13 protein-coding genes are annotated in these 17,889 nt (G+C 64.6%); 6 read left to right on the top strand and 7 right to left on the bottom strand.

Going from position 1 to position 17,889, the window contains the following annotated elements:
• Nucleotides 1-62 precede the first annotated feature (62 nt).
• From HGO92_RS11325 to HGO92_RS11315, 3 genes are read left to right on the top strand one after another with little or no spacing between them, the layout of a single operon-like run.
• Nucleotides 63-2,603 carry a DEAD/DEAH box helicase gene (locus HGO92_RS11325; RefSeq protein WP_169994795.1) on the top strand — a complete coding sequence of 847 codons (2,541 nt, stop codon included), beginning with the start codon at nucleotides 63-65 and terminating at the stop codon, nucleotides 2,601-2,603.
• Nucleotides 2,604-2,617: 14 nt separating this feature from the next.
• Nucleotides 2,618-3,112, top strand: a complete 495-nt coding sequence (locus HGO92_RS11320) for a GNAT family N-acetyltransferase (protein ID WP_169994793.1) — start codon at nucleotides 2,618-2,620, stop codon at nucleotides 3,110-3,112.
• Nucleotides 3,112-4,437 (top strand): alpha/beta fold hydrolase, encoded by a 1,326-nt coding sequence (locus HGO92_RS11315; RefSeq protein WP_169994791.1) that lies wholly within the window; start codon nucleotides 3,112-3,114, stop codon nucleotides 4,435-4,437. The genes HGO92_RS11320 and HGO92_RS11315 overlap by 1 nt, the downstream gene beginning before the upstream one ends.
• Nucleotides 4,438-4,479: 42 nt before the next feature.
• On the opposite strand, the gene HGO92_RS11310 is transcribed toward HGO92_RS11315, so the two are convergent.
• The 3 genes from HGO92_RS11310 to uvrB all read right to left on the bottom strand — a co-directional run bounded on the left by HGO92_RS11310 (nucleotide 4,480) and on the right by uvrB (nucleotide 9,230).
• Nucleotides 4,480-5,859, bottom strand: a complete 1,380-nt coding sequence (locus tag HGO92_RS11310; RefSeq protein ID WP_346768924.1) for an MFS transporter — start codon at nucleotides 5,857-5,859, stop codon at nucleotides 4,480-4,482.
• A 51-nt stretch (nucleotides 5,860-5,910) separates the two neighbouring features.
• A complete protein-coding gene (locus HGO92_RS11305) occupies nucleotides 5,911-6,966 on the bottom strand; it encodes a TerC/Alx family metal homeostasis membrane protein (protein WP_169994789.1) in 1,056 nt (351 codons plus the stop codon).
• Between the two features lie 167 nt (nucleotides 6,967-7,133).
• On the bottom strand, nucleotides 7,134-9,230 hold the full coding sequence (uvrB, locus tag HGO92_RS11300; protein ID WP_169994787.1) for an excinuclease ABC subunit UvrB: 2,097 nt from the start codon (nucleotides 9,228-9,230) through the stop codon (nucleotides 7,134-7,136).
• A gap of 406 nt (nucleotides 9,231-9,636) precedes the next feature.
• Between uvrB and HGO92_RS11295 the strand changes: the two genes are divergently transcribed.
• Nucleotides 9,637-10,914: an MFS transporter gene (locus HGO92_RS11295; RefSeq protein ID WP_205834432.1), complete on the top strand. Its 1,278-nt coding sequence runs from the start codon at nucleotides 9,637-9,639 to the stop codon at nucleotides 10,912-10,914.
• Between the two features lie 32 nt (nucleotides 10,915-10,946).
• Here HGO92_RS11295 and coaE read toward each other — a convergent pair whose 3' ends face one another.
• The gene (gene coaE / locus HGO92_RS11290; RefSeq protein WP_169994785.1) at nucleotides 10,947-12,158 is read right to left on the bottom strand and encodes a dephospho-CoA kinase; all 1,212 of its coding nucleotides are present in this window, start codon (nucleotides 12,156-12,158) and stop codon (nucleotides 10,947-10,949) included.
• Nucleotides 12,159-12,284: 126 nt separating this feature from the next.
• Here coaE and HGO92_RS11285 point away from each other — a divergent pair, with 126 nt between their 5' ends.
• Nucleotides 12,285-12,965, top strand: a complete 681-nt coding sequence (locus HGO92_RS11285; protein ID WP_169994783.1) for a YigZ family protein — start codon at nucleotides 12,285-12,287, stop codon at nucleotides 12,963-12,965.
• Nucleotides 12,958-14,085, top strand: coding sequence for a class I SAM-dependent methyltransferase (locus HGO92_RS11280; RefSeq protein ID WP_240974562.1), 1,128 nt, complete (start codon nucleotides 12,958-12,960; stop codon nucleotides 14,083-14,085). The genes HGO92_RS11285 and HGO92_RS11280 overlap by 8 nt, the downstream gene beginning before the upstream one ends.
• Nucleotides 14,086-14,164: 79 nt before the next feature.
• Here the strand turns inward: HGO92_RS11280 and rpsA are convergent, their stop codons facing one another.
• The 3 genes from rpsA to HGO92_RS11265 form a co-directional block, all read right to left on the bottom strand.
• Nucleotides 14,165-15,646 carry a 30S ribosomal protein S1 gene (gene rpsA, locus HGO92_RS11275; RefSeq protein WP_169994780.1) on the bottom strand — a complete coding sequence of 494 codons (1,482 nt, stop codon included), beginning with the start codon at nucleotides 15,644-15,646 and terminating at the stop codon, nucleotides 14,165-14,167.
• Nucleotides 15,647-15,886: 240 nt separating this feature from the next.
• Nucleotides 15,887-17,197 (bottom strand): GNAT family N-acetyltransferase, encoded by a 1,311-nt coding sequence (locus HGO92_RS11270; protein WP_169994778.1) that lies wholly within the window; start codon nucleotides 17,195-17,197, stop codon nucleotides 15,887-15,889.
• Nucleotides 17,198-17,208: 11 nt separating this feature from the next.
• Complete coding sequence (locus tag HGO92_RS11265; protein ID WP_169994776.1) at nucleotides 17,209-17,889, bottom strand: DUF8692 domain-containing protein; 681 nt, start codon at nucleotides 17,887-17,889, stop codon at nucleotides 17,209-17,211.

Raw genomic sequence — 17,889 nt, 5'->3', positions numbered from 1 at the left:
AGCCTACGGTTGCCGCTGCGTCCGTCCCCCGGCGGCGCACCGACCGATAGGCTGGAGGGGACATGAACCTACTTGAACAGCTCCCCGCAGCCGCCACCGCCAGCCCGGACGAAATCTACACTGCCTTCATCGACTGGGTGGAGGGCCGTGGCATGGCGCTGTATCCGGCCCAGGACGAGGCCGTGATGGAGTTGGTCACGGGCAACAACGTCATTCTGGCTACGCCGACCGGCTCGGGTAAGTCCATGGTGGCCATCGCCTCACATTTCCACGCGATGGCCCACGGGCGGCGCAGTTACTACACGGCCCCGATCAAGGCCCTCGTCTCGGAAAAGTTCTTCGCCTTGTGCGACATCTTCGGTCCGGACAACGTCGGCATGGTGACCGGCGATTCGTCGGTGAACCAGGACGCTCCTATCATCTGCTGCACTGCGGAAATCCTCGCCAACATCGCCCTGCGCGAGGGCTCGGAGGCCCAGCTGGGAACCGTAGTCATGGACGAATTCCACTACTACTCGGACCCGCAGCGCGGCTGGGCCTGGCAGGTCCCGCTGCTGGAGCTGCCGCAGGCGCAGTTCCTGCTGATGTCCGCCACCCTCGGCGACGTCACCCGGTTAGAGAAGGAGCTGACGCAGCGTACCGAACGGCAAACCACCACGGTCAGCTCGGCCGAGCGTCCCATCCCGCTGCATTACTACTACGTTCAGACACCGGTTCAGGAGTCGCTGGAGGAGCTCCTGAGCACCCGCCAGGTGCCGGTGTACGTGGTGCACTTCAGCCAACTGGAGGCGATCGAACGGGCCCAGAACCTGATGAGCGTCAACGTCTGCACGCGCGAGGAGAAGGACCGGATCGGCGAACTGATCGCCGGCTTCCGGTTCGCCCCGGGCTTCGGCAAGACCTTGAACCGGCTGGTCCGCCACGGCATCGGCGTCCATCACGCCGGCATGTTGCCCAAGTACCGGCGGCTGGTCGAGCAGCTGGCCCAGGCCGGCCTGCTGAAGGTCATCTGTGGCACGGACACTCTCGGTGTGGGCATCAATGTCCCCATCCGTACCGTCCTGATGACGGCGTTGAGCAAGTACGACGGCGTCCGCACCCGGCTGCTCAACGCGCGGGAATTCCATCAGATCGCCGGCCGGGCAGGACGGGCCGGGTATGATACCGCGGGCACCGTCGTCGTCCAGGCGCCGGAGCACGTGGTGGAAAACACCAAGGCGATGGCCAAGGCGGTAGCGAAGTTCGGTGATGACCAGAAGAAGCTGCGCCAGGTGGTCAAGAAGAAGCCGCCGGCAGGCTTTGTCAGCTGGGGCGAGCCGACTTACCAGAAACTGGTGGACGGCCAACCGGAGCCACTGACGTCCAGCTTCACGGTCAGCCACTCGATGCTGCTGAACCTGCTGGAGCGGCCCGGGGATCCCTTTGCCGCCGCGAAGCGGCTGCTGACCGAGAACCACGAAACCCGTGCCTCGCAGCTCAAGCTGATCAAGCGCGCCCTGGGCATCTACCGCGAACTGGTCGCCTCCGGCCTGGTGGAGCGCCTGCCCGAGCCGGACGAGGACGGCCGCCTGGTGCGGCTGAAGATCCACCTGCAGGCGAACTTCGCCCTGAACCAGCCGCTGTCACCGTTCGCGGTGGCCAGTCTGGAACTGCTGGATCCGGAGAGCGGCAGCTACGCCCTCGACGTCGTTTCCGCCATCGAAGCGATCCTGGAGCAGCCCCGGCAGGTGCTCTCTGCCCAGGAGAAGAAGGCCCGCGGCGAAGCTGTTGCCGCCATGAAGGCGGACGGCATCGAGTACGACCAGCGCATGGCCATGCTGGAGGAAGTCACCTATCCGCAGCCGCTGGCCGAGCTGTTGTTCCAGTCCTTCGATGTGTACCGGAAGAGCGCTCCCTGGCTGGGCGACTTCGAACTCGCGCCGAAATCGGTGATCCGGGACATGTATGAAAGGGCGATGAACTTCAGCGAGTACGTACAGTTCTACTCGCTGGCACGCTCCGAAGGCATCCTGCTGCGCTACCTCACCGACGGCTACAAGGCTCTGCGCCAGACGGTGCCGACCGAGGCGTTGCGCGAAGACCTAGAGGACATCATCGCTTGGCTCGGCGAACTGGTACGCCAGGTGGACTCGAGCCTGCTGGACGAATGGGAAGAGCTGACCTCCGGCGCCGGAGCCGCGGATCTGGCAGCGGAACACGCCGCCGAATCCGTCCTGACCAAGGCGCCGCCGAAGCTCACGGACAACGTGCGTGCGTTCCGGGTCATGGTCCGGAACGAGCTCTTCCGCCGGGTGGAGCTCTTCGAAGCGGAAAACGAAGCGGCCCTCGGCGAACTGGACGCGGACAGCGGCTGGGATGCGGACCGGTGGGCGGACGCCATGGACGCCTACTTCGACGCGCATGATGATCTCGGCATCGGTCCGGACGCCCGTGGCCCCAAGTACCTGATCATTGAAGAAGCCCCCGCGGAGTGGAAGGTCCGGCAGATCTTCGACGACCCGGCCGGGGATCATGACTGGGGCATTAACGCCGTCGTTAATCTTGCCGAATCCAACGAATTGGGCACGGCCGCCGTGCGGATTACCGCTGTGGGCCCGCTCTGATTAGGATGCCAGTTATGACCAGTATCCGGCGTGCCCGCGAATCCGATGTTCCCGTCATCCTTGAGCTCATCCGCGAGCTCGCCGTCTACGAAAAGGAACCGGACGCGGTCAAGACCACCGAGGAGCAGCTGAAGCAGGCCCTCTTCGGCGGCAACCCGTCCGTGTTCGCCCATATCGCCGAGGACGACGGCGGCGTGCAGGGTTTTGCGCTATGGTTCCGCAATTTCTCCACCTGGGAGGGCGTCCACGGCATCTACCTGGAGGACCTGTACGTGCGCCCGGAGTCACGCGGCGCGGGGCACGGCAAGGCACTGCTGCGCACGCTGGCACAGCACGCCGTCGAGAACGGTTATGCCCGGGTGGAATGGGCGGTGCTGAACTGGAACGAACCGTCCATCAACTTCTACCGCAGCCTGGGTGCGCTGCCGCAGGAGGAGTGGTCCACCTTCCGCCTGGCCGGCCCCGCGCTGCGCGAATTCGGCTCCACCGTTCCGGCTCGGACGGCATAATGCACGACGGCGCAGCCCACCGGATTGCCGCCTCGCACGTCATGCACGGGGCCAGGACGGTGGAACACTGGTTCACCGTTCCGCTGGTCCACGGGGACGTGGACGGTGGCAGCATCCAGGTCTTCGCCCGGGAATACACGTCCCTGGAGCACAGCCCCGAGGCAGTGGAATCCCTGCCCTGGCTGCTGTTCCTGCAGGGCGGTCCCGGCGGCCGCGGGAACCGGGTAACGTCCCTGGGCGGCTGGATGAAGGAAGCCGCGCGGCACTTCCGCATCCTGATGCTGGACCAGCGCGGCACCGGGCTGTCCACTCCCCTCTCCCGCCAGAGCCTTCCGCTGCAGGGCGGCGCGGCGGCGCAGGCGGAATACCTGACCCACTTTCGGGCAGACTCCATCGTGGCGGACGCCGAGCTCATCCGGCAGAAGCTGGCCGCCGCGCCCTGGAGCGTCTTCGGCCAGAGCTACGGCGGTTTCTGCGCCCTGAGCTACCTATCATTTGCACCGGCGGGACTTCGCGAGGTCCTCATCACCGGCGGTCTGGCACCGCTGACCGGCCACCCGGACCGGGTGTACCAGGTCACCTTCAAGGGGGTCGAGGCTCGCAACGCCGAATACTTCGCCCGCTACCCCGAGGACCGCCAGCAGGTGACCCGGATAGCCCGGCATCTGGAGCAGGTGCCGGAATACCTGCCTACCGGCGAGCAACTGAGTGTGCGCCGCTTCCAGATGCTCGGCTCCTTCCTGGGTGGCAATACCCGGGTGGACGCCCTGCACTACCTGCTGGAAGATGCATTCACTGCCACGCCGGACGGCCCGCGGCTGTCCGATACCTTCCTCGAACAGGTCAGCCACCAAGTCAGCCGGGCTGCCAATCCCCTTTATGCGTTGCTGCACGAAGCCATCTACGCCCAGCAGGAAGCCACCGTCTGGTCCGCCTGGCGGGTCCTTGGGCAGTATCCGCAGTTCAGCCCCGAAGCGGAGCATCCGCTGCTCACCGGCGAAATGGTCTACCCGTGGTACTTCGAGGAGGACCCGGCGCTGGTGCCGCTGCAGGAGGTGGCCGGGCTGCTGGCTACCCAGGACGACTGGCCCGCGCTTTACGACCTTGAACGGCTGGCCGCGAACACCGTACCGGCCGCAGCTGCGGTGTACGCGGAGGACATCTACGTGGACCGCGACCTGTCGCTGGAAACTGCCGACCGGGTCAGGGGACTGCAGGTGTGGGAGACCGCCGATTTCCATCATGACGGCATTTCGGACGACGGCGAGGCCATCTTCCGCCGCCTGCTCACCATGTGCCGCAAGCAGGATGGCGCCGTCGAGTAGTTCACGGCCAGGTTCCGCTGCCGGAAACAACGGCGGCGCGTCCTACGTCTGTCGCTGGCTCGCGCGGTTCCGGGCGGTCTCCACAACAGCGAAGGCCAGGACGACGCCGGCCGCCAGCGCTGCTGCCAGGTTCAGTCCGGCGAAGCCAAAGAACGCAAGTGCTACGCCGGAGAGCGCCGCACCCAACGCACCCGCGGCACCCATGCAGGTATCGGAGACTCCCTGCACCAGCACCCGGTCCTCGTCGGAGACTGATTCCGTCAACAAGGTGGAGCCGGCGATGGTGGCAGCCGACCAGCCCACGCCGAGGACAGCCAGTCCGACTCCCACCCACAGCTGGTCACCGTGCCCGATCCCGGCCAGCCCGACGGCGGCCAGCAGCACCAGCTGGGCGGCCATGATCATCCGAAGTCGGCCCAGCCTGTCGGTGAGAAGGCCGATCACCGGCGACAGCGCGTACATGCCGGCGATGTGCAGGGAGATGGTGAATCCGATGAACGCGAGTGTATCGGCCTCGCTGTGGTGCAGACCGGACGCATGATCGAGCGCCTGCAGATGGACGGGAGTCATGGACATCACCGCGACCATGACCAGGTGCGCCCCGACGACCGTGACCAGACCCAGCTGAGCCATCGGTGACCGGCGGACCGCCGCCAGGCCAGCGCCCAGCGAACCACCGCGGAGCCTTTGGGGCAAGGCGGAGTTCGGCGCGGCCTCCGTCGCCGGTGCGGCTCGATGTGCGGCGGGAGATGCGGGCGCCGTTCCGGGACCAGCGGCAACGCTCCGGGCCACCAGCAGCGGATCCGGACGCAGCCCGACGAACAGCAGAACCGCTCCGATGGCCAGCCCTGCCATTGAAAACAGGAACGGACCGGACGTCTCCGGCAGCGACAGGGCTAAGGCGAGCTCGGCTCCGGGCTTAATCAGATTTGGTCCTGCCACCGCTCCGATGGTGATGGACCAGACCACGAAGGACAGGTCGCGTCCGCGGCGCTCCGGCCGTGCCAGATCGACGGCCGCAAACCGCGCCTGCAGATTGACTGCGGCGCCGACGCCCAGCAAGGCGGATCCAGCCAGCACCAGCAGGTAGGAACGCAGGATGGGTGCCAGCACCATGAGTGCGGCGCCCAGCAGGGCCAGCAGCAGGCCGGAGATCAGCGCCTGCCGCCGGCCTCTCCGAGCCGCCAGGCCGGCCAGTGGCAGCGCGACCAGGGCACCGGCCAGGGACAGGGCCATGGTGGACGTACCGGCAAGTTCTTCATTGCCGGAAAGCTCCACGGCAAGAAGGGAACCGATCGCGAGTGCGGCACCATTGCCAACGCCGCTGAACAACTGGGCGAGGGCGAGGGTTAAAACGGTGCGGCGCTGGATGCGTCCAAGCCGTGCTTGGACATCCAGCGCCGCGTTGACAGGAGAACTCACACTGCGAGCATAACGCCGCTGTGCGCCGCGCGCTTCCTGTCGTTCAACTGGCTACTGTTCGTTGAGCTTGTCTTCCTCGCGCTCCTCGCGGCGACTGGCCTCCAGGTCCGCAGCGAGTTCGGCGTCGAGCTTTGCGGCCTTGGCCGCAGGGCTCAGCAGGCTCGCTACCGTGGCGACGACAATCGTGCCGACGATGACCGCCAGGGAGACGAAGGTCGGAATCTCCGGGGCCCATTCAATCGGCTGGCCGCCGTTGAGGAAGGGCAGTTCATTGACATGCATGGCGTGGAAGATCAGCTTGACGCCAATGAAGACGAGGATGAAGGCCAGGCCGTGCTTGAGGTAGACCAGGCGCGTCATGAGACCGCCCAGCAGGAAGTACAGCTGGCGAAGGCCCATCAGCGCAAAGATGTTGGCGGTGAAAACAATGAAGGCGCTCTGGGTCAGACCGAAGATTGCCGGGATGGAGTCAACGGCGAAGAGCAGGTCGGTCAGGCCGATGGTCACGAACACGATGAGCATCGGGGTAAAGACCTTTTTCCCGTTCACCACGGTGCGGATCTTGTTGCCGTCGTACTTGTCGCTCATCGGCACCACGGTACGCAGCTTGGCGATCAGCGGGTTCTCAGCGCCCTCTTCTTCGTCCTCGCCGTCGTCCTTTGCCTGCTTGTAGCCGGTCCACAGCAGGAAAGCACCGAAGATGTAGAAGATCCAGCTGAAGTTCTCCACCAACTCCGCACCCAGCAGAATGAAGATGCCGCGCAGGATCAGCGCGATGATGATGCCCACCATCAGCACTTCCTGCTGGTATTTACGCGGCACGGAGAAGCGCGCCATGATGATGATGAAGACGAACAGGTTGTCGATGCTGAGGCTGTATTCCGTCACCCAGCCAGCCAGGAACTGCCCGCCGAATTCAGGTCCCGTGAACGCGAACATCATCGCGCCGAAGATCAGGGCCAGCGTCACGTAGAACCCGACCCAGAGCCCGGCTTCCTTCATGGAGGGCTCATGGGGGCGTCGTACCACGTAGAGAAGGTCGAACAACAGGACCAGTCCAAGCACCACAAAGGTGCCGACTTCAAACCAAAGGGGTAATTCGAGCACGAAAAAGGCCTTTCGAGGGTACGAGTGGTTGCCGCAAGTCTCTCCGCCGGCAACCAATGGCCGGCCGCTGTGCCCGGCCCGGCGACTTCGCCGGGCGTGTTGACGTTCACAGCACTTGGGATACTCCCCTACGCCTCAACGAGTGTACCCGATCGGCCGCTCCGGGGTCAGGCGTGACCGGCTGCACGCATCTGCCGGAGGTCCTTCTTGAGATCGGCAATTTCGTCCCGCAACCGCCCGGCCAACTCGAACTGCAGTTCCGCCGCTGCCGCATGCATCTGCGCGGTCATCTCTTCGATCAGGGAGGCAAGGTCCTCGGCGGGCACCGCTGCAAGACCGTCCTTACGGATCTTTTCCTTCGGCTTCGCGGCCGAGTAGCCGCGCTTGCCCTTGCCGTAATCAAACTCACCCAGCAGCTCCGCCGTATCGGCGTCCTCGCGGGCCAGCTGGTCGGTAATGTCCGCAATCCGTTTGCGCAGCGGCTGCGGGTCCACCCCGTGTTTCTTGTTGTAGGCCTGCTGGATTTCGCGGCGCCGGTTGGTCTCCTCGATGGCGTGCGCCATCGAATCGGTGATGCGGTCCGCATACATGTGGACCTCGCCCGACACGTTACGGGCCGCGCGGCCGATGGTCTGGATCAGCGACGTGCTGCTGCGCAGGAACCCCTCCTTGTCTGCATCGAGGATGCTGACCAGGGAGACTTCGGGCAGGTCCAGGCCTTCACGCAGCAGGTTGATCCCGACCAGGACGTCGAAGGTACCCATCCGCAGTTCGCGCAGGAGTTCCACCCGGCGCAGGGTATCGACGTCCGAGTGCAGGTACTGGACTTTGACGCCGTGCTCCATGAGGTATTCGGTCAGGTCCTCGGCCATCCGTTTGGTCAGCGTGGTGACCAGGACGCGCTCGTTCTTCTCCACCCGGGTGTTGATCTCACCCAGCAGGTCATCGATCTGGCCCTTGGTCGGCTTCACCACGACTTCCGGGTCGATCAGGCCGGTCGGACGGATAATCTGCTGGACGTACCCGTCGGCCTTGCCGAGCTCGTATTTGCCCGGCGTCGCTGAGAGGTACACGGTCTGGCCGATCCGCTCGAGGAATTCATCCCATTTCAGCGGCCGGTTGTCCATTGCGGAGGGCAGCCGGAATCCGTGGTCCACCAACGTGCGCTTACGTGACATATCGCCTTCGTACATCGCGCCGATCTGCGGGACTGTCACGTGGGACTCGTCGATCACCAGCATGAAGTCGTCGGGGAAGTAGTCGAGCAGGCAGTGCGGCGCGGTTCCGGCACCACGGCCGTCGATGTGCCGGGAGTAGTTTTCAATGCCGTTGCAGAAGCCCATCTGCTGCATCATTTCGAGGTCGTACGTTGTGCGCATCCGCAGCCGCTGGGCCTCCACCAGTTTGTTCTGGGATTCCAGGACCTGCAGCCGGCTGGCCAGCTCATCCTCGATCTCCTTAATCGCCCGGCTCATCCGCTCCGGTCCCGCCACGTAGTGCGAGGCCGGAAACACATACATCTCGGTTTCCTCGCGGATAATCTCGCCGGTCAGGGGATGCAAGGTGTAGATCTTCTCGATTTCGTCCCCGAAAAACTCGATGCGAAGGGCCTGTTCCTCATACATCGGAATGATCTCCACCGTATCCCCGCGCACCCGGAAGGTGCCCCGGTGGAAGTCCATGTCATTACGCGCGTACTGCATGGATACGAATCTGCGCAGCAGCTCATCACGGTTCATCTCCTCGCCCTGACGGAGAGTGACCATGCCAGCCACGTATTCCTCGGGCGTGCCCAGACCGTAGATGCAGGAGACCGTAGCAACGACGACGACGTCACGACGGGTCAGCAAAGCGTTCGTCGCCGAATGCCGGAGCCGTTCGACTTCCTCGTTGACGGAGGAGTCCTTTTCGATGAACGTGTCCGTCTGTGGCACGTAAGCTTCCGGCTGGTAGTAGTCGTAGTAGGAGACGAAGTACTCCACTGCATTGTTCGGCAACAGTTCCCGGAACTCGTTCGCCAACTGGGCTGCCAGTGTCTTGTTCTGGACCATAACCAGCGTGGGCCGCTGCACCTGTTCGATCAGCCACGCCGTCGTGGCGCTTTTGCCGGTGCCCGTTGCACCCAGAAGGACGATGTCCTTCTCCCCTGCCTGGATCCGGGCGGTGAGTTCCTTAATGGCGCCCGGCTGGTCGCCTGCTGGTTTGTAATCACTGATTACTTCGAATGGAGCTACAACTCGGTTGATGTCCTGCGCAAGACTCATGGCATTAACGGTAGCCCCAATTGCGGCCAGCGCTCGTCCGCGATTGCTCCCGGCTGAACATCGGGCCAGAACCTGTGTTGTCTCCGCCGCTACCGCTGATCCGGCAGGGAGAATTTGCCAAAAACGGTTGGCCTCGGCGCTCTGCCGGTGGATACTGTGAGCTATAGCGACGCCAATCGAACCGAACAGAAGATGAGGATCTGCAAAGATCACTGATCTGGATGGAGAGACAGTGCCAACCGATGAACGACCGCCGGAGCCGGAGCCGGGTCAGAGGCCCGGCCAGGACGACGCAAACCCCCAGCAGAACCCGGCGTCTGAGCCCGTGGAGGAAAAATACGCGGCCCCGACTACCGATACCCCTGAAGGCAGGAAAACCATCCGGAACGCCATCGGCGCGTCGGCGATGGGTAACGCCACGGAGTGGTTCGACTACGGCATTTATGCGGTAGCCGTCACGTACATTACCGCCAACTTCTTCCCCACAGAAGGCGGCCTTGGCACCGCCCTCGCGCTGGCCACCTTCGCCATCTCATTCCTTGTCCGTCCGTTGGGCGGGCTGGTCTGGGGCCCGCTCGGAGACCGGCTTGGCCGCAAGGCCATTCTGGCGCTGACCATCATCCTGATGGCCGGTGCCACCTTTGCCATCGGCCTGCTCCCCAATTTTGAAACGATCGGCGTCTGGGCCCCGATCCTGCTGATCCTGCTCCGCATGGTGCAAGGGTTCTCCACCGGCGGCGAATACGGCGGGGCGGCAACCTTCATGGCCGAGTACTCGCCGGATAAGAAGCGCGGTTTCTTCGGCAGCTTCCTGGAATTCGGCACCCTGTTCGGTTTCATCCTCGGCACGGCGCTAGTGCTGTTCTTCCAGATCGTGCTGGGTGAGCAGGCAATGACCGAGTGGGGCTGGCGCCTGCCGTTCCTGGTGGCGGGTCCCATGGGTCTGATCGGTCTCTATCTGCGTACCAAGCTCGAAGATACGCCGGTCTTCCGCGATCTCGAGGACCATCATCTGGAAGAGCCCAACGCGAAGACCGAGCTGCGCGATCTGGTGGTGAAATATTGGAAGCCGCTGCTGACCATGGGCGGACTGGTCGTAGCGCTGAATGTCACGAACTACACCCTGCTCAGCTACATGCCCACCTACCTGCAGACGGAAATCAATCTGCCCGCCAACAACGCTCTGACGCTGCTGCTGCTGGGCCAGCTGGCCATGATGATTGTCATCCCGTTTGCCGGCAAGCTCTCCGATAGGATCGGCCGAAAACCCATGTGGTGGGCCTCGCTGCTGGGCCTCTTTGTGGCCGCCATACCCATGTACCTGCTCATGCGGATCAACTTCGGCACGGCCCTGATCGGCTTCGCCGTGCTGGGTCTGTTGTACGTACTGCAGCTGGCGACAATTTCCGCGACGTTCCCGGCGATGTTCCCCACGCAGGTGCGGTATGCCGGATTCGCCATCACCTACAACGTGTCAACGGCGCTCTTCGGCGGGACGGCGCCGCTGGTGAACGATCTGCTCATTCAAGCTACCGGTGACACGCTGGTTCCCGCCTACTACATGATGGTGGCCTGTGTCGTCGGCGCCGTTGCGCTGAAGTTCATCCCGGAAACCGCTGGTTGCTCCATCCGCGGGACGGAAATCCCCAGCATCGAACGGGACCGGGCAGAAGCGGCCCGCTGACGGGCCACGGCTGCGTAGCGCGCCGGCCGCCGCTACCCAGTCGCGCCGTCCGGCCGCCATCGGACACGGCGCATCCAGTCCTGCATCCCGGGTTCGGCTACCTCCGTGAACCAGCGTTCCTTATCTTTCGCGTAGCGGCCGATTGAGCTGTCCGTTGCGTGCAGGTCGGCAAGCCGTTTCTTTTCCGCCAAGTACTCCTGCACCATCAGCGGGTTGGCGCGCAGCCAGTCCCGGAAGCCCAGCGCAAACCGCCAGCCTGGGGATCCGGCGACCCGGACATGGACGTTTGCGCTCCGCCCCGGGTCTGCATTCCCGTGCAGCCGCTTCTCCCAGTCGGCGGGGTCCGGGTGCGATGGCTTGGGGATGTCCCGCCACAATCCCCGACGACGGGGGAAACCAGCCGACGCCAGGCTGTCTGCAACCGCGTCGGCTTCAGCCAACGAACGCACGCTGACCTGCAGATCGATGACGTCCTTCGCCGGCAGCCCTGGTACAGCCGTCGAGCCGATGTGATCCACCGCCAGAATCCGCTCATCCGCCGCCTGGATCCGGTCCGCCAGCCGCTTCGCCTGCTGCGGCCAGTCCCGCCGCGGTTCAGCCAGGACAGGCCCGCCGCGGTGGGCGGCCACCCGCGCCGCCGTAAGGTTCGCCGCGAAAGGTTCGAGCCGCTCATCCCACAAGCGGTCTACCCGTGCCAGGAGGGCTTCCGGGGACTCCACGTTTTCCAGTACGACGTCGGCCGCTGCCAGCCGTTCGGCATGTGTCGCCTGCGCGGCAATGCGTGCCTGAGCGTCGGCCTCAGCCATGCCCCGGTCAGAGACCATGCGCCGGATCCGGACTTCCTCGGGGGCATCCACCACAAGGACCAGATGGAATCGCGACCCTTGCCCGGTTTCCACCAGCAGCGGGATGTCCTGAACGATGATCCGCTCCGGCTCGGCCTCTGCAACCAGCTGAGCCGAACGTGCGCGGACCAGCGGGTGGATGATGGCGTTGAGCTGTTCCCGTTTCGCATGATCACCGAAAACCGCAGCGCCGAGGGCCGGACGGTCCAGTCCGCCGTCGTCGGTCAGAATCTTTTCCCCGAACGCCGCCACCACAGCCTGCAGTCCGGGAGTCCCCGGTTCGACGACTTCGCGAGCGAGCACGTCGGCATCGATCAGGAGCGCGCCGCGTTCACGCAGCCGCCGCGCCACCAGAGATTTACCCGCGGCAATGCCGCCTGTCAGACCGACCTTAAGCACAGCATCAGTCTAGCGAGACCACAAGCCCTCCCCCGGCAACCACTTGGCTCAGGCCCAGGCAGAACCCCTGGCACGGGAAACGGAGGGAGGGGCGCAGGATGGCGGCCGCCGTACTAGGCTGGTTGGGTGCATCCAGCCTCCCAGTCCACGGTGACCAGCTATACGACTATTGCTGGCGAACACCGGCACGAAATCGAGATCAAGCGCTCCCGCTTCATCACGGTGCTTCGCCGGGTCGAGACCGAGGATGCCGCCCGCGAACTTGTCGCCGGCCTGCGCAAGGAGTTCCACGATGCCCGGCATCATTGCTCTGCGTTCGTCCTGGGACCGGATCGCGACGTGCAACGCTCCAACGACGACGGCGAGCCCTCCGGTACAGCCGGGCTCCCGATGCTGGAAGCACTGACCAGACGCGAGACAACGCCCGGCATGACGGACCTCAGCGACGTTGCGGCCGTCGTCGTACGTTATTTCGGCGGTATCTTGTTGGGCGCCGGCGGCCTGGTGCGGGCGTACTCGGAGTCGGTTTCGCAGGCCGTTGCCTCCGCCCGATTGGTGCAGCGGCGGCGCATGCAGCTGTATGCAGTCGCTGCTGGACACGCCCAGGCCGGCCGGCTCGAGAACGAGCTGCGCGCTGCAGGAGTCACCGTGCTCGGCAGCGACTATGGGCCGGCCGGAGTGGAGATCAATGTGGCCCTCGCGGCTGACCCGGAGGTGCTGGCCCGCTTTCATGAGCAGCTGGCTTCGCTCACCGCGGGTGGAGAACCAGCCGCGCCTCGCGGAACCGAGTGGGTGGATCTTGCCTGAACTGGACTTGGCCCGCTTGCGCCGCTGGCCCGATGTGGAGGCGGAGAACCTCTATGCGGCAGATGCTGCAGACCGGCTGCTGCTCGACTCGGCCGCCACCCTGCTAGCCGGATTTCAGGGCAGCCAGATCGCCGTCGTCAACGACCACTACGGTGCGCTGACCCTTTCCCTGGCTGCCACAGGTTTCACCGGGCTGCGGGTCCATCAGGATCCGCTCTCGGCCGCGCGTGCGTTGGACAACAACGCCCGCCTGCTCGGACTCGGCGGCTACACGCACTCCCCGCTGGGTCCTGAGCTGTTTACGGGCGTCCGTCTGGTCCTGATGCAGCTGCCCCGGTCGCTGGATGCCCTCGAAGAAACGGCGGCCGTCATCGCTGCCGCGGCAGCAACGGAGGTGACGGTGCTTGCCGGCGGGCGCGACAAACATATGTCCCCCGCGATGAACCAGGTGCTGGGAACGGCGTTCGCCTCCGTGAGCGCGGGGCTGGGCCGGCAGAAGGCCCGGGTGCTGACGGCAACCGTTCCCCGGGACGACGTCGGCAGCCGTTTCCCGCTCAAGGAAGAGTACGACGTCGGGCTGCCGGCTCCGCTGCGGATCGTCGCCTTTGGCGGTACTTTCGGCGGAGCCAAGCTCGACACGGGCACCCGTTTCCTGCTCCCGGCCCTCGCCGGTGCCCGCGCTGCCCGGCGCGCAGTGGACCTGGGCTGCGGCAACGGGACGATTGCGGCGTACCTCGCCTTGTCTCGCCCGGACCTGGCTGTCCTGGCCACGGACCAGTCCGAGTCCGCCGTCGCCTCGGCCCGGGCCACTGCGGAGGCAAACGGCGTCAGCGGGCGGGTGACCGTTCAGCGGGACGATGCGCTGTCCGCGCTTCCCGGCTCCAGCGAGGAATTCATTGTGCTCAATCCCCCGTTCCACATCGGCAACGCGGTACATGCCGGCATCGCCCACAAGCTCTTCGCCGATGCCGGCCGTGTGCTGGCTCCCGGCGGTGAGCTCTGGACGGTATGGAACAGCCACCTCGCTTACAAACCGGCCCTGAACCGGCTGGTCGGACCGACCCGAGAGGTTGCCCGGAACCCGAAATTCACCGTCACCGTGAGCACCAGCCAGCCTTAGAACCGTTCCAGGCAGACAAAAGAACCCCTGTCAGGCGACAGGGGTTCTTTTGTCTGCTTACCCGTTAGGGCCGGCGCAATTAATTGCCGGTGAGCTTCTCGCGCAGTGCGGCGAGGGCCTCATCCGAAGCGAGCGTTCCGCCACCGGTGCTGACGGTCTCCGTCTGAGCGGGCTCAGAGGAGTAGCTGGTTGCAGCGGATTCGCCCGGCTCGGAAGTAGCCTGGGTGTCTTCCTGCAGGTGCTGGGCAACCTGCTTCTTGTGGGATTCCCAGCGGGCCTGGGCATCAGCGTACTGCTGCTCCCAAGCGGCGCGCTGGGTCTCGTAACCCTCAAGCCACTCGTTGGACTCCGGGTCGAAGCCCTCCGGGTACTTGTAGTTGCCCTCTTCGTCGTACTCGGCAGCCATACCGTACAGGGCCGGGTCGAACTCGGTACCCTCCGGGTCAACGCCCTCGTTTGCCTGCTTGAGGCTGAGGGAGATGCGGCGGCGCTCGAGGTCGATGTCGATGACCTTGACGAACAGCTCGTCGCCCACGGAGACAACCTGCTCGGCCAGCTCAACGTGGCGGACGGCCAGCTCGGAGATGTGAACCAGGCCTTCGATGCCGTCTTCAACGCGGACGAACGCACCGAACGGAACCAGCTTGGTGACCTTACCCGGAACAACCTGCCCAAGGGCATGGGTGCGGGCGAAGGTCTGCCAAGGATCTTCCTGGGTGGCCTTCAGCGACAGGGAAACACGCTCGCGGTCCAGATCGACTTCCAGAACTTCGACGGTGACTTCCTGGCCAACTTCGACAACCTCGGACGGGTGGTCGATGTGCTTCCAGGACAGCTCGGAGACGTGAACCAGTCCGTCGACGCCGCCCAGGTCCACGAATGCACCGAAGTTGACGATGGAGGAAACGACGCCCGGACGGACCTGGCCCTTTTCCAGCTTGTTGAGGAAGGTGGAGCGGACCTCGGACTGGGTCTGCTCGAGCCATGCACGGCGGGAGAGCACAACGTTGTTGCGGTTCTTGTCCAGCTCGATGATTTTGGCTTCGATCTTCTGGCCGATGTACGGAGCCAGGTCGCGCACACGGCGCATCTCGACGAGGGAGGCGGGCAGGAAGCCGCGCAGGCCGATGTCGAGGATAAGACCACCCTTGACGACCTCGATGACGGTACCGGTAACGACGCCGTCCTCTTCCTTGACCTTCTCGATGTCACCCCAAGCACGCTCGTACTGAGCACGCTTCTTGGAGAGAATGAGGCGGCCTTCCTTGTCTTCCTTGGTCAGGACAAGGGCTTCGACCTGATCGCCCACGGCGACAACTTCGCCGGGATCAACGTCGTGCTTGATGGAAAGCTCGCGGGACGGGATGACACCTTCGGTCTTGTAACCGATGTCGAGCAGAACTTCATCGCGGTCAACCTTGACGACGGTACCTTCGACGAGATCACCGTCATTGAAGTACTTGATGGTGGCGTCGACGGCAGCGAGGAAGTCTTCGGCGGTACCAATGTCGTTGATGGCGACCTGCGGGGTACCGGGCTTCTCGGTGGAGGTGATGGTCATGTAGTAGGGGCTCCGATGTGGATAGATTTCTTAGTTCCAGGCGGTTTGACTACACGCTCAGCGCCAGCACAAAATAGCTGCAGCCTTGCGGTTATTGACCGTCCGGAGGTGGACTTTAATAAAAGGGTAGTGCGTACGCATTACGCGCCCGATAAGTCTAGCCGCTTGAGCCAACCGCGGTCAAAGCGTTGAAGCCCGCGGCACTGGCTATCTTCCACATCCCGAGCGGGCAGTCGCTACTCAGAAGTGCGTGATGCAGTACGGCTGTGCTGTGGTGGCGAAAATCCGCTCCAGCCTTCCCACTGCGTCCTCGGTTGCACTGGACAGCCTGCCGGCGGCTGCCAGCGTCCCGGCCCTGACGCCGCCCAGGTAGAGTGAGCCCAGCACGTCGATATCAACGCTCAGGTCCACCGCGGCGTCCGGTGCCAGCGGTTGCACCCGCGCGTTTCCGCCGGCGGCCTCCAGCAAGAACCGGCCTGCGGCCAGGCCGAGCGGATCAACAATCTCAAGTGCCAGCCGGCCCTCGCCGTCGTAATGACGCGTTTGTAATGCGTTGACCGGATCCAGAATCCGCAGCCAGAGCACATCTTCGGCTGACTTCGCCGCGTATCCACGGCTGTCCTGCAGCGCCCACGGCAACGGGTCTTCGACCGGAGCAAGGGGCCAGCTGATCCGCTGCACCAGGTCAAGGGAGCCCAGATACCGCCACAGTTCCCGGTAGCTTTCCGCGGTGGCGGCCACCAGATCCACGACCTTCATTGTGTACGGTTCCTTGGACCAACCTGCGAACCGGTAGCTCACGTAGCCCTGGGGTGTCCCGCTGCCGTCGTAGTGGACGGCCGCCCGGATGGACTTGTCAGGTTCTGGTTTGTCGTGCCCCCATTGGCCGGAGATTCTCTTCGCGTAGGCATACTGCCGGGCCACCGACCCCGGAGTCCTGGCGTGGAACCGGGTAAAAATCTCCGGCCCCAACTGCTGCAGGGATGCCGGGTCCGCCATCTCGACTGTGCCGGCCTGCGGCGTCCGGAGGCCGAACCGCTCCTGAACGTCCACCTCCACCTCGCGGGTGAAAGTTGCCGCTCCGAAGCCAAAGCGGCCGTAGATCGTCGCTTCGGATGCGGTCAGCGCGGCGATGCCCAGGCCGGAGCGTGCGGCCTGTTCGAGATCGCTGGTGATCAGGCGCCGCAGCAGACCGCGCCGGCGGTGGGTGGGTCGGACGGTCACGGCGGTGATCTGGTGGGTATCGAGCAGGCGGCCGCCGCCGACATTCATGCTGTTGACCATGGTGGCGTAGGTGGCCACGGGAATATCGGGACTCCACACGCCGGGCCGGGGCTCGTCGTCGTAAACTCCCCACAACATGCGGTTGTCCGCGGCGTAGCCGTTCGCGTATTCGGCTACGTGCGCTGCATCGGTAGAACTTTCATGGAAACCTGCATCGACGGCCTCGAACCAGCCCTGGAACCGGGCCGACGGAGTGCCGGCCCCAGTATCGGCAGGGAATTGTTCAATCCGCAGGGTCGAGGATGCGGTTGCCGCGTTGGTGTCCACGGTTTACGAGCCTAGTGGGCATTTTCCGCTTCCACTAGATCCTGGGACCGTTGCAACCGGCTCGCGAGGTAATCAGCGATGGCGCCGACAGCGATGATACAGCCGAACATTTCCAGGCCTTCCTCCAGGATCAACCCCGCGGAGAAGACGTAATCGGGGCCATTCTGACGTATCCAGCCGTTGAACCCTTCGACACCCAGCGCGCCTGCACCGTAGCTGCCCAGCCCCAGGGCGAGGCGTCGTCCCGTTTCCCGGGGCAGCGACCGCCCGGCGAAGAACAGCACCGTGGCACCGGCAATCCCGACGGCCGCACCCAGCGCGAGCCAGGGGTAGGTCGGGGTGTCCAATCCTGCGGCCAGGAGCGGCCGGGCGAGCCGTTCGTGCAGCCGGGCTGCCTCGTCGAGGCTCAGGTACGCGGCCGCCGCCGCAATCACTGTCCAGGAGAAGCGTGTCCTGCCATGGGCAGTCAGCGCGGATGTTGCGGCCAGTGCGGCCACCAGGAACAGCAGCGCCGAGTTCCACCAGGTGGGCAGATTGGCCTCGGCCCCGATGTCCACGAATTCCTTCGCTTCGTCCACCGGGGTGACGTAGTGCAGGGCGAACACGGCTACGAACAGCGCCATGATGAGGGCTGTAACCAGCAGAAGGAAGCGGACGGCCGCGCGGGCAGGTGGCTGTTGGCCGAAAAACAA

The organism is Crystallibacter degradans, from assembly GCF_012952295.1.
Taxonomy (GTDB): Bacteria; Actinomycetota; Actinomycetes; order Actinomycetales; family Micrococcaceae; genus Crystallibacter; species Crystallibacter degradans.
This window is presented reverse-complemented; position numbering and strand designations above follow the sequence as displayed.